Origin of the sequence: Actinoplanes sp. NPDC051633 (assembly GCF_040681735.1) — a bacterium.
Taxonomy (GTDB): Bacteria; Actinomycetota; Actinomycetes; order Mycobacteriales; family Micromonosporaceae; genus Actinoplanes.
The window spans coordinates 1-11,454 of sequence record NZ_JBFAZH010000123.1 but is presented as its reverse complement, the minus strand read 5'-3'; the positions used below and the strand labels follow the sequence as shown (position 1 = coordinate 11,454).

The window sequence follows — 11,454 nt, the reverse complement described above, 5'->3', positions numbered from 1 at the left end:
CAAGTTTTAAACAAGGATATATTGCAGTTTAAATTTCCTAAAAACCAATCCTATAAAATATTTGGTAATATACCTTATAACATAAGTACGGATATCGGCGACGACCTCGACGAAGTCCGCCGGTGCACGGCACTGCTCAGCCGCATCGAGCAGCACCTGATCTCTTAGGAGTTGAGCCGGCGCAGCACCGTGCGGGCGGCGTCCTCCACCGACGTACCCATGTCCGGCAGTGCTCCGCTCAGCCACAACGTGGCGAAACCGTGCGCGATCGACCAGCCCGCCAGGGCGGTCGACCGGACCAGGCCGGGATCGGCCGCTGCGTCCGGCATCTGCTCGGCCCCGGCATAGAGCGCCGCGCCCGACCGCGCCTGCGCCTCGACCAGCGCCGGGTCGTCGGCGTGGTAGAGCTCGGGCCGGAACATCACCTCGAAGTGCGCGCGGTTCTCCACCGCGAACAGCACGTAGGCCACGCCGGCGTCCAGGAAGCTGTGCGCCTGCGACAGCGCCTCGCCCAGGCGCGAATACCCCTCGACCGCCAGCGCCGTGAGCAGCCCCGCCTTGTCACCGAAGTGGTGGGCCGGCGCGGCGTGCGACACTCCGGCCCGCCGGGCCAGATCGCGCAGGCTCAGCTTGGCGACGCCGTCCTCCTCGATGGCGGCCGCCGCCGACGCCAGCAGCGCCCGGCGCAGATCTCCGTGGTGATAGGCCTTCATCGCAGCCGGGTGATGGTGACCTCGACCGCCTGGCCGGTGCTCTTCGGGCCGGCGTAGACGCCCTTGAGCGGCGGCACGTCGCCGTACTCGCGGCCGCGGCCGACCGACACGTGCCGCTCGCCGACCGGCACGCCGTTGGTCGGGTCGAAGGCCGTCCACCGGCCGACCCACCACTCCACCCAGGCGTGGCTCTGCCCGACGACGCTCTCGCCGATCCCCGCGGACGGCTTGGGGTGCAGATAGCCGGACACGTACCGGGCGGGCATGCCCATCTCCCGCAGCATGCCGACGGTGAGGTGGCTGATGTCCTGGCAGACACCCTTGCGCTGCTCCCAGGCATGGATCGCGTCGGTCTGGACGCCGGTCGCGCCGGTCTGGTAGGTCACCTGGCTGCGGATGAACTCGCAGGTGGCCATGGCCGCGGCGTGCGGCGTTGCGTGTGCGTCCTTGATGTCGGCGGCGATGCCCTTCAGCTCGTCGTTCAGCGACGTCCGCTTGGTCGGCAGAATGAGTTCGTACCATCGGTCGACGTCCACGGCTTCCCAAGAGGAGCCGGATTCGATCAGGTCGCCGGGCGGCAGCGTTTCGACCGTCGAGGTGGCGGTCACGGTCAGCGCCTCGTGCTTGGCGTGCACGTCGAACGCCGTCACCACGGTGCCCCAGTAGTCCTCGTAGCGGTACGTGCGAGCCGGCGGCCACACCTCGACCCGGGCGTCCAGCACCGCCTGCCGGGCGCCGTTGCGCGGCCACATCCGGGCCTCGTTGTACGACGACGACACCGGCCCGGCGTAGTCGAAGCCGTTCTTGTGCACCACCTTCAGACGCCAGCTGTCCACGTCAGGCCACCGCTCCCCGCACCCAGTTGACCGCCGTCGTCTGCCGGAAGTACCGCCGCGACACCGCATCGTTGACCTGCGAACACGTGCGTTCGAGGCTGGCCAGCACCGTCGCCAGGTCGTCGATCAGCTCGTCCGCGCCGCGGAACTCCAGGTTGGTGCGGGCCCGGCCGACGATCCGTTGCGCGTCGGTGGCCACGCCGGCCCGGCCCGGGTCGGGCTCGAGGTCGGTCAGGCAGCCCTCGGCGGTGGACAGCGCCGCGAAGACCGAGCGGGGGAAGAGCCGGTCGAGCAGCAGGAACTCGGCCGCGTGCCGATCGTCCAGCGAGCCGCGGTACGTACGCAGGAACGTCTCCCAGGCCCCGGACGACCGCAGCAGCGTCAGCCACGACGGGATGCTGCCGCCGGCGCGCTCGTGCGTGCGCAGCAGCCGCGCGGTCATGTCCACCCGTTCCACGCTGCGCCCGAGCACCAGGAACAGCCAGCCCTCGTCGCGGCTCATGGTGGCGTCGGTCAGCCCGGCCATCACCGCGCAACGCTCCCGCACCCAGCGGAAGAACGCGTGCACGCCCTGCTGCTCGACCCGCCGCCGGGCGTTGGGCAGCCCGTGCCACGTGGCGTTCAGGCACTCCCACATCTCGGAGGACACCGTCTCGCGGGCGCCGCGGGCGTTCTCGCGGGCCGCGCCCAGTGAGCCGACCACCGAGCTGACGTTGTGGTCGTCGAGGGCGAGCAGGTTCATCACCTGGGCGGCGGAGACCGGGTCGTCGCCGGCCGGCTTGCCCATGACCGCGAGCAGCGAGCGGCAGGCCGAGTCCTCCTGGGTCCAGGGGTCGGCCAGCATGCGTTGCAGATGCACGTCCAGGATGCGGGCGGTGTCCTCGGCCCGTTCGACGTAGCGCCCGATCCAATAGAGCGACTCGGCGATCCGGCTCAGCATGGGACACCCTCCTGCTGTTGTTGCTGTTGCTGCTCCTCGGCGGCGGCGCCCCCCGGGCCGATGTCGGGGCTGACCGCCGCCGGAAGCGGGGCCGGCTCGGCGGGCAGGTGGGGCATCTCGAACTCCACCCCCTCGGTGCCGTCGGCCAGCACCCAGGTGTCCTTCGACCCGCCGCCCTGACTGGAGTTCACCACCAGCGCGCCCTCGGGCAGCGCCACCCGGGTGAGCCCGCCCGGCAGCACCCAGATCCGCTCCCCGTCGTTGACCGCGAAGGGCCGCAGGTCGACGTGCCGCCCGCGCAGCCGGTTGCCGATCAGCGTGGGCACCATGGACAGCTTCACCTCGCGTTGGGCGATCCAGCCGCGCGGGTTCTCCTTGATCAGTGCGCCCACGGCCGCCAGCTCCGGCGGCGTGGCCTGCGAGCCGATCACGATGCCCGCACCGCCGGCCCCGTCCACCGGCTTGAGCACCAGCTCGGACAGCCGCGGCAGCACCTCCTCGAGCACGCCGGGCTCGTCGAGTCGGTAGGTGTCCACGTTCGGCAGCAGCGGTTCCTCATTCAGGTAGTACCGGATCAGATCCGGCACGTACGTGTAGAGCAGCTTGTCGTCCGCGACCCCGTTGCCCACCGCGTTGGCGATCGTGACCCGCCCGGCCCGCGCCGCGTTCAGCAGCCCGGCCACGCCGATCACCGAGTCGGCCCGGAAGTGCACCGGGTCGAGGAAGTCGTCGTCGATGCGGCGGTAGATGACGTCCACCCGCTGCTCGCCGGCCGTGGTCCGCATGGCCACGTCGTTGCCGACGCACACCAGGTCACGGCCCTCGACCAGCTCGACGCCCATCTCGCGGGCGATCAGCGCGTGCTCGAAATAGGCGGAGTTGTAGACACCGGGGCTGAGCACGACCACGGTCGGGTCGCCCACCCCGATCGGCGCGGCGGCGCGCAGCGCACGCAGGAGCATCGCCGGGTACGACTCGACCGGCAGGATCCGGGTGGCGGCGAACACCTCCGGCAGCACCTGGGCCATGGCCCGCCGGTTCTCCATCACATAGCTGACCCCGGACGGGATGCGCACGTTGTCCTCGAGCACCCGGAAGGTGCCCTGCTCGTCGCGGATCAGGTCGACCCCGGCGACGTGGATGCGCACCCCGTTGGGCGGGTTGATGCCGGCCGCCTGGCGCAGGAAGTGCGCACTGGTCGCGATGATCCGCCGCGGCACCACGCCGTCGGCGAGCACCTGGCCGGCGCCGTAGACGTCGGCCAGGAAGGCCTCGAGCGCGCGGATCCGCTGGGCCACCCCCTGCTCGACCGAGCGCCACTCGGCGGCCGCGATGATCCGCGGCACGATGTCCAGCGGAAAGGGACGCTCGACGCCCTTCAGGGCAAAGGTGATCCCCTGATCGAGGAAGGCACGAGCCAGCACCTCGGCGCGTATGCCCAGCTCAGCGCTCGACAGCGGCTGCAGGGTGGCGTGCAGCGCCTCGTAGCTTTCGCGGGGCATCCCGAGCTCGGCGAACATCTCGTCCCAGCCGGGGCCGAGGCGGTATTCCTCGAACAGATCCGCCATGGCCTGAATCTACGCAGAACTCATTGCGCAGGGGTAACACATGTCACGACACGACCAGTTAGAAGGGCCGTCGGCACGGGACCCGCCGACGGCCCACGGCCGCCCGATGGTGCGGCGCACCCTTACGTTACGCCCGACCTCCGTTAATACGGCTGCCGTGCCGGTGTAGTTACGCGACACTGGGCCGCTAGCACTTCAAATACAACGTTCGGTACGTAGCGTGTCGACCATCACCATCACGCAGGCCGCCGAGAGGCGCATGCTGAAAACTCAGCCAGCTCACAGGGCCGGACACGCACAATGTCGTGAGCCCACCAACCGCGAGGTGTTTACCCATGACCGATCTGTTGGCCGCCATGGCAACACCGGCTTGGGCGTACCTTGCGCTCTTCGGCTTCCTCACCGTGGACGCCATGATTCCGGTCGTCCCGATCCAGGCGATCATGATCACTTCCGGCGCACTCACCGTGTACGGCGGGCTTGACCTGCCGCTGGTCATCGCTGTCGGTGCGGCGGGCATGTTCACCGGCGACACCATCGCATTCATCCTCGGGCGCACAGCCGGTAATTCCAACAGTCACTGGCTCAGCAGCCGGCTCGCCATTTTGCGCGCCAAATTCGGCCCGAAATCGGACGACAGCGAGCCGCCGGAGGCGTCGAAGACCAAACGCGCGGCCGAGCGGTTCACCAGGGGTCTCCGCAAGCCGGGCCCGCTGGTGCTGCTGCTGTGCCGGTTCGTGCCGGGCGGGCGGATGGCGGCCGGTTATCACGCCGGCCGCTCCGGGTACCCCATCAAGCTGTTCATCGCGTACGACGGCGGCGCCGCGGTCGCCTGGGCCACGTACGGCGGGCTGGTCGGCCACCTCGGCGGCACCGCGGTGACCCAGTCGGCATGGCGGCTGTTCGCCGTGGCCGCCACCGCCGCCGTGATCTTCGGAACGGCCGGCTGGATCCTCGCCCTCTTCGGCGGGCGTAAGAACGACGAGGCCGGCGACGCTACTGAAGCTCGTGCTGCATCAACTGACGCGCCGCCTCGGCGATCGAGCCGGACAGCGACGGGTAGATCGTGATCGTGTGGGCCAGCTGGTCCACGGTCAGGTTGTTCTCGATCGCCATCGTGATGGGCAGGATCAGCTCGCTCGCCTTCGGCGCCACCACGACGCCGCCCACGATCTGACCGGTGGCCGGGCGGCAGAACAGCTTGACGAAACCGTCCCGCAGCCCGGCCATCTTGGCCCGGGCGTTGCCGGTCAGCGGCAGCATCACCTGGCGGGCGGGCACCTTGCCGGCGTCCACGTCGTTCTGCGAGACGCCCACGGTGGCCAGCTCGGGGTCGGTGAAGACGTTCGCCGACACGGTCCGCAGCCGCAGCGGCGCGACCGCCTCGCCCATCGCGTGCCAGATGGCGATCCGGCCCTGCATGGCGGCCACGCTGGCCAGCGGAAGCACCCCGGTGCAGTCACCGGCGGCGTAGATGCCGGGCACGTTGGTGCGCGAGACCCGGTCGACCGTGACGTAACCGCCGGTCGCCACGTCGACGCCGTACTCCCGCAGGCCCAGGTCGGCCGTGTTGGGCACCGCGCCGACCGCCATCAGCGCGTGCGAGCCCTCGACCACCTGGCCGCCGGTGAGCGTCACCCGCACGCCGGATCCGGTGTTCTCCACCGACTCGGCACGCGACTGGTTGAGGATCGTCATGCCCCGCTCCCGGAAGACCCGCTCGATCGCCATCGCGGCGTCCGCGTCCTCGTGCGGCATCACGCGTTCCCGGCTGGAGACCAGGGTCACGGGTACGCCCATCGCGAGGTAGGCGCTGGCGAACTCGGCGCCGGTCACACCCGACCCGATGACGATCAGGTGCTCGGGCAGCTCGGGCAGGTCGTACACCTGCCGCCAGTCCAGGATCCGCTCGCCGTCCGGCACCGCGGTGGGCAGCACGCGCGGGGTCGCGCCGGTGGCCAGCAGGACAGTGTCGGCATCGACCGCGTAACTCTCGCCGCCCTCCGGAGTGATCAACACCTGATGGGTGTGGCCCAGCGTGTCCTCGCCCATCCGCGCCCGGCCGGTGACCACGTCCACCCCGGCCTTGACCAGCTTGGCCTGGATGTCGCCGGACTGCGCCAGCGCCAGCTTCTTCACCCGCTCGTTGACCGCGACCGCGTCCACCTCGACGCCCGCGAGCCCGGGGCTGCGGATCCCGAAGCGCTCGTTGTGCCGATAGCCGGTCACGATCTCCGAGCTGGCGATGAAGGTCTTCGACGGCACGCAGTCGGACAACACGCAGGCTCCGCCGGCCCCGTCCGCCTCGACGAGGGTCACGTCGGCGTCGAGCTGCGCGGCGACCAGAGCCGCCTCGTACCCGCCGGGCCCACCGCCGATGATCACAATCCGGCTCAAAGGGATCAAACCTCCATGATTTGGAACCAACACACGTCGACACGCACCCCTCGTATTCTCCCTCACCCGCCACTGCGGTTATCGTCATCGCCGTGCGTCATTACGCCGCGTATGGCTCAAACCTCGATCCGGCCCGCATGCGGGCCTACTGTCCGCACTCCCCCATGGTCGGGGTGGGGTGGATAGAAGGCTGGCGGCTGACCTTCGCCGGCGAGGGTGACATGGGCTGGGAGGGCGCGGTCACCACGATCGTCGAGTCGCCCGGCGACCGGGTGTTCGTGTCGCTCTACGACGTGCATCCGTGGGACGCGGCCCAGCTCGACGAGGTCGAGGGAGTGACGGCCGGGGCGTACCAGAAGCTCACCGTGCGTGTTGTCACGCTCGAGGGCGAGTTCAGCGCCTGGGTCTACGTCTTCGACGGGTACGAGGGCGGCATGCCCACGGCGTGGTACCTCTCCGAGATCGCGAACGCGGCGGAGAAGGCCGGGGCGCCGGACGACTACGTCAACGAGCTGCGCCAGCGCCCCACCCGCACCTCTAACCCCGACGGCTGATCGTCCGCTGATAGATGTTGGCCTCGTACAGCGGGTGCATGCCCACCGCACGGTAGAGCTGCGCCGCCTTCGTCGGGTTGGCCATGTCCACACCCAGACCCGCCCGGCTCCGGCCGTTCGCGGCATAGGCGGCGAAGGCCCGGCGCAGGAGCGCCTCACCCGCACCCCTTTTCCGGTACGCGCGCAGCACCGCCAGATTGCGCACCCACCCCTCGTCGCTCTCGCCGCCGCTGTCGGACGACTGCAGCGCCCCGACGATCCGCCCGTCCGCCTCGGCGACGAACCACTCGTCCCAGGACACCGACGACTCCGCGTGGACCCGGCCGAGCCAGGTCGCGAAGTCGTCGGCGGGGTGGTCGGAGTCGCGGAAGGCCTCCTCGACGACCGCGTGGAAGGCGCGCAGCTCTGCCTTGTCCTGATGGCGCAGCGGCCGGACGGTGAGGCCGGCCGGCGGCCGGGGTGGTGTCGGCGAGACGTCGGCGAGCGACATCGTCATGCGGGCGTGCTGCTTGAGGAAGTCGAACCCGGCCTCGGTCAGCGTGGCGATCCACGCCGTCTCGGTCGGCACCGCGCCGGCCCGGACCGTGTACGGGTCGTGGCCGAACCGCTCCGCCCGCTCGGCGACCCGCCCCATCATCAGCGCCAGCAACGGCTCGAGCGCGGGCACGCCGCGCTCCGGCCACACGTAGACCTCGATGAACTCCCGATCGCCGCCGGAGCTGTTGTCCGGGTACGCCCAGCCGACGATGTCGCCGTCGGCATCCAGGGCCACCCAGCAGTCCACCGCCATGTCGGTGTTCGGGCCGGTCAGCGCCTCGCGCACCGCATCGGGGCTGAAGTCCGGCTCGCCCACCGCCGCGACGTCGCTGGCGTGCACCATCTTCAGCAGGGCGGGAATGTCGTCGAGGGTCGGGCGGCGGGTGATCCAACCCGCTGGCAGCGCAGTCACCCCGGCAATTTAGCTGCTCAGCCGGGTGGACAGCGACTCCAAAAGGCCGATGAGCTCGACCCGCTCCTCGCGGGTCAGCGTCCCGTACGCCTGCCCGGCGAGCGCGTCGGCCACCGACTCCGCCCACATGAGACGGCGAACGGTCGGCCCGGCCGGCGGGTACGGCGGCTGCCAGCCGAACGCGACCGCGCCCGTCTCGCCCTCCGGACCGGCGATGATGGCCTGCAGCGGGGTGAGCCCGCTGGCCCGGATCGCGACCACCTGCACGCCCAGCCGGTGCTCGTGCAACAGGTGGAGCTGCACCGCCGCGAGGGCGCCCGGAGCGGACTCCGGCACCGGCATCGCGCGCCAGGCGGCGAACAGCGGCAGACCCGCGGCGTCCACGGCGGACACCACCCGCCGGGAGAGCTCGACGAGCCGCCCCACCCGCGGGAAACCGCCGAGCCGGTCGGCGCCCCACCGGCACAGCTCGTGCAGGTGCCAGGTGGCGACCTCCATCGGCTCCGACGTCTTCGCCGTCGCCTCCCAACCGTCGGTCACCGCCTCCGGCGCGATGAACCCGATCGCCGCCGTGACCGTCTCGGGCCGCACATCGCCCAGCGCCCCGGCCCGCGCCGAAACGTGGTACGCCCAGCCGGACAGCCCCAGCAGTCGTGCACGGCGCAGGGTCTGCGGCGACTCGGCGAAGGCGCCCACGAGCTTGGCGAGTCCCGGTTTGGCATTGGCGGCTGCCTGTTCGGGGGTCACGAAACGATTCTGCTCTTCCTATTGAGAATCAGTCACGTCGGGGCGTCGGCATCCAGGTCCTCGATGGCGGCCTCGGCGTCGCCGACCCGGCGCCGGGCGGCGGCCGCCTCGCGCTCCGCGGCCCGCCTGGCCAGCTTGCGGCGGCCCACCTCGGCCTGCGCCTCGGTGCGGCGTCGCTCCAACTCGGCCAGTTCGTTGTCGATGTCCTCGACGGTGTGATTCGCGTCGCGCTCGGCCGACTCGGCCTTGTCCAGCTGGTCGTCGGCGCGTTTCTCGGCGGCCTGCGCGGCGGACAGCTCCCGCTTCAGCTCCCGGCGGCGCTCGGCGATCTCACGGCGTCTCTTCTCGGCCGCGGCCTTCTCCCGGGCGCTCGGACCCTCGTGCGCCTCCTCCGCGTCGTCGTCGTCCGCGACCTCGTCCTCGGCTTCGTCTTCCTCCGCTTCGGACGCTTCGCCGCTGATCAGGCGCAGTCGCGGGCGCGGAACCTCACCGAAGCCCGCGTACGTTGCCGCCCGCACCAACCGCCCACTGCGGACCTGCTCGGCGACCTCCGGCTCGGCCAGCGCCGCCGTCAGCGTGGCCTCGACCTCGCCCAGCGGCAGCTTGCCGGCCAGCCCGCGGTCCTCCGCCACGGCCAGCTTGCGGGCCTCGTTCACCAGCGCGGAGACGATCTGGCGGCGCTGTGTGGACAGTTCGCGCAGCTCGTCGCCCTGCAGGGTGCGCTGGGCAACCCGCAGCCCCTCGGCCAGCTCGACGAGCTGGTCGATCAGCTCCGGACGTTTGAGGGCCAGCAGGTTCACCAGCCAGGCCGCCACGGTCGGTTTGCGCAGGGCGGTCAGGCGCTTCACCGCCAGCTTGTCGCCGGACTTCTTCGCGTCGGCGATGGCCGCGGACCTGGCCGCGACGAACCCCTCCGGCGGGGATTCGTACATCCGCCGGATGATCTCGTCGGTCGCGGCCGGCATCAGTCGATCGTCGTGCCGGGGGCGACGTGGGCGTAGCGGGTGCCGGACAGCCGATCGAAGTGACCGTCGTAGATGCCGGCGGCGAAGTCCTTGACCAACGCGTCGTGGATGGCGAAGGCGCGCTCGGGGTGCACCGCGCGCACGTACTCGATCGCCTCGGAGATCTTGGACCACGGCGCCTGGAACGGGACGAACAGCGTCTGGACCTGCACGTCCGCGGGGACGACGAAGGAGTCGCCGGGATGGAACAGGTTCGACCGGCCGTCCGAGACCAGGAAGCCGATGTTGGCGATCCGCGGCAGGTCGGGGTGGATGATCGCGTGCTGCCCGCCGTACGCGCGGATGGTGAACCCGGCGGCGCTGAACTCCGCACCCGGCTCCACCGCCGTCACCTCCGCATCGACCTCGGCCAGTTGCGGCACGACGTCGGGATGCGCAACCACCCGCATGCCGGGCCGCTCGGCGGCGGCCGCCGCCAGCGCGCCCACGTCGAGATGGTCCGGATGCTCGTGCGTGATCAGCACGGTGTCCGCGCCGGAAAGGTCGGACCTCTCGCCGAACACGCCGGGGTCGACGACCAGCACGCCGTCGCCCTCGATGCGCAGGCAGGAGTGCGTGTGCTTGGTGATCCGCACGATATTCCTCCGCTACTGAATCGTGACGTCTGGATCGAAGTCTGCCGGAACCGCGGGACGCATGTCGCGCGTCTCACCGGTGCCTTACCGAAACGGGGTTCGGAGGAAACCATGCGTATCACACGAATGATCGGTGCCGCGCTCGCGGCCGGAGTGTTATTGGCCGGATGCGGCTCCGGCAGCGACGACAGCGCCGCCCAGAGCTCGTCCGCGGGTGGCGCACCCGCGCCCGCGGTCGAGCAGGCCGAGCCGGCGCAGGCCGACCAGGCGGCGCAGGGCGGGGCGGCGGCGAAGAACGAACCGGCCCAGGCGCCGGACCTGAGCGTCGACCAGCGCTCGATCATCTACACCGGGAACATCACGGTCCGCGTCAAGGACGTCAACGCCGCGGCCGCCCGTGCCACCGGCTATGCCGGCGGCGCCGGTGGCTTCGTCGGGGCGGACAACCGCAACAGCGGTGGTGGCGGCAACGACAACGCCTCGCTGACCCTGCGGGTGCCGGCCGAGAAGTTCGCCGACGTGGTCAACCAGCTCGCCGGCCTCGGCGACGAGGTGGAGCGCGGGATCAACACCGAGGACGTCACCGAGCAGACCGTCGACCTGGACGCCCGGATCACCGTGCAGCAGGCCCGGGTGGACAGTGGGCGCAAGCTGCTGGCCAGGGCGAACTCGCTGACCGATCTGGTGATGCTGGAGCGCGAGGTCGCGACCCGCGAGTCCGACCTGGCCTCGCTGCAGGCCAAGAAGCGCCGGCTGGCCGACCTGACCGCACTGTCCACGATCACCGCGGTGCTGCTCGGTCCGGCCGCGGCCACGCCGGGCGACGACGATCCGGCTCCCGGCTTCCTGGCCGGCCTGCGCGGCGGCTGGGATGCCCTGGTCGCCTCACTGTCCGTCCTGGTCACCGTGATGGGCGCGCTGCTGCCCTGGCTGATCGCGCTGGGCCTGCCGCTCTGGGCCGTCATCTGGGCCTTCCGCCGCTACCGCCGCAAGCCGGCAGGGCCGGCCCTGCCCGCCGACCCCGCCCCCGAGCCGGCCGAGACCACCTAGCGAAAAGTGGGTGCCCCGCCGGGGCTCCCGGCCGGGGTTGGCCCGCGGGGCGAACACGTCGGCGCGGGGAGAATGGGCCGGGGGGGTTCGGGAGTGCACA

General features: G+C 70.9%; 12 protein-coding genes and 1 pseudogene. 4 read left to right on the top strand and 9 right to left on the bottom strand.

Features of this window, described 5'->3' with window-relative positions:
• Positions 1-96: pseudogene (locus tag AB0M20_RS10280) on the top strand (rRNA adenine N-6-methyltransferase family protein); the annotation flags it as partial.
• Positions 97-164: 68 nt separating this feature from the next.
• Here AB0M20_RS10280 and AB0M20_RS10275 read toward each other — a convergent pair.
• From AB0M20_RS10275 to AB0M20_RS10260, 4 genes are read right to left on the bottom strand one after another with little or no spacing between them, the layout of a single operon-like run.
• Positions 165-713 carry a TetR/AcrR family transcriptional regulator gene (locus tag AB0M20_RS10275; RefSeq protein WP_364296549.1) on the bottom strand — a complete coding sequence of 183 codons (549 nt, stop codon included), beginning with the start codon at positions 711-713 and terminating at the stop codon, positions 165-167.
• A complete protein-coding gene (locus AB0M20_RS10270; protein ID WP_364296547.1) occupies positions 710-1,549 on the bottom strand; it encodes a transglutaminase family protein in 840 nt (279 codons plus the stop codon). Before AB0M20_RS10270 ends, AB0M20_RS10275 begins: the two co-directional genes overlap by 4 nt.
• Before the next feature lies 1 nt (position 1,550).
• The gene (locus tag AB0M20_RS10265; protein WP_364296545.1) at positions 1,551-2,489 is read right to left on the bottom strand and encodes an alpha-E domain-containing protein; all 939 of its coding nucleotides are present in this window, start codon (positions 2,487-2,489) and stop codon (positions 1,551-1,553) included.
• Positions 2,483-4,057: a circularly permuted type 2 ATP-grasp protein gene (locus AB0M20_RS10260; RefSeq protein ID WP_364296543.1), complete on the bottom strand. Its 1,575-nt coding sequence runs from the start codon at positions 4,055-4,057 to the stop codon at positions 2,483-2,485. Before AB0M20_RS10260 ends, AB0M20_RS10265 begins: the two co-directional genes overlap by 7 nt.
• A gap of 335 nt (positions 4,058-4,392) precedes the next feature.
• On the opposite strand from AB0M20_RS10260, the gene AB0M20_RS10255 reads away from it, so the two are divergent.
• Complete coding sequence (locus AB0M20_RS10255; RefSeq protein WP_364296541.1) at positions 4,393-5,127, top strand: DedA family protein; 735 nt, start codon at positions 4,393-4,395, stop codon at positions 5,125-5,127.
• Here AB0M20_RS10255 and AB0M20_RS10250 read toward each other — a convergent pair.
• Positions 5,054-6,454, bottom strand: a complete 1,401-nt coding sequence (locus AB0M20_RS10250; RefSeq protein ID WP_364296539.1) for an NAD(P)H-quinone dehydrogenase — start codon at positions 6,452-6,454, stop codon at positions 5,054-5,056. The two genes, AB0M20_RS10255 and AB0M20_RS10250, sit on opposite strands and share 74 nt — an antisense overlap.
• 92 nt (positions 6,455-6,546) lie before the next feature.
• On the opposite strand from AB0M20_RS10250, the gene AB0M20_RS10245 reads away from it, so the two are divergent.
• Entirely contained in the window at positions 6,547-7,008 is a 462-nt protein-coding gene (locus AB0M20_RS10245) for a gamma-glutamylcyclotransferase (protein ID WP_364296537.1), read from the top strand.
• Here the strand turns inward: AB0M20_RS10245 and AB0M20_RS10240 are convergent.
• The 4 genes from AB0M20_RS10240 to AB0M20_RS10225 are packed head-to-tail and all read right to left on the bottom strand — an operon-like array spanning position 6,992 to position 10,304.
• Entirely contained in the window at positions 6,992-7,957 is a 966-nt protein-coding gene (locus AB0M20_RS10240; RefSeq protein ID WP_364296535.1) for a GNAT family N-acetyltransferase, read from the bottom strand. The two genes, AB0M20_RS10245 and AB0M20_RS10240, sit on opposite strands and share 17 nt — an antisense overlap.
• Before the next feature lie 9 nt (positions 7,958-7,966).
• The gene (locus tag AB0M20_RS10235; protein ID WP_364296533.1) at positions 7,967-8,704 is read right to left on the bottom strand and encodes a hypothetical protein; all 738 of its coding nucleotides are present in this window, start codon (positions 8,702-8,704) and stop codon (positions 7,967-7,969) included.
• Between the two features lie 32 nt (positions 8,705-8,736).
• Positions 8,737-9,669: a hypothetical protein gene (locus tag AB0M20_RS10230; RefSeq protein WP_364296531.1), complete on the bottom strand. Its 933-nt coding sequence runs from the start codon at positions 9,667-9,669 to the stop codon at positions 8,737-8,739.
• On the bottom strand, positions 9,669-10,304 hold the full coding sequence (locus tag AB0M20_RS10225) for an MBL fold metallo-hydrolase (protein ID WP_364296529.1): 636 nt from the start codon (positions 10,302-10,304) through the stop codon (positions 9,669-9,671). The genes AB0M20_RS10230 and AB0M20_RS10225 overlap by 1 nt, the downstream gene beginning before the upstream one ends.
• A gap of 111 nt (positions 10,305-10,415) precedes the next feature.
• Here AB0M20_RS10225 and AB0M20_RS10220 point away from each other — a divergent pair, with 111 nt between their 5' ends.
• The gene (locus AB0M20_RS10220; protein WP_364296527.1) at positions 10,416-11,354 is read left to right on the top strand and encodes a DUF4349 domain-containing protein; all 939 of its coding nucleotides are present in this window, start codon (positions 10,416-10,418) and stop codon (positions 11,352-11,354) included.
• Positions 11,355-11,454 lie beyond the last annotated feature (100 nt).

What these genes read in the sequence shown, in the direction of transcription:
- AB0M20_RS10275 (WP_364296549.1), bottom strand. Translation starts at nt 713, where the DNA reads ATGAAGGCCTATCACCACGGAGATCTGCGCCGGGCGCTGCTGGCGTCG.
- AB0M20_RS10265 (WP_364296545.1), bottom strand. Translation starts at nt 2,489, where the DNA reads ATGCTGAGCCGGATCGCCGAGTCGCTCTATTGGATCGGGCGCTACGTC.
- AB0M20_RS10260 (WP_364296543.1), bottom strand. Translation starts at nt 4,057, where the DNA reads ATGGCGGATCTGTTCGAGGAATACCGCCTCGGCCCCGGCTGGGACGAG.
- AB0M20_RS10255 (WP_364296541.1), top strand. Translation starts at nt 4,393, where the DNA reads ATGACCGATCTGTTGGCCGCCATGGCAACACCGGCTTGGGCGTACCTT.
- AB0M20_RS10230 (WP_364296531.1), bottom strand. Translation starts at nt 9,669, where the DNA reads ATGCCGGCCGCGACCGACGAGATCATCCGGCGGATGTACGAATCCCCG.
- AB0M20_RS10220 (WP_364296527.1), top strand. Translation starts at nt 10,416, where the DNA reads ATGCGTATCACACGAATGATCGGTGCCGCGCTCGCGGCCGGAGTGTTA.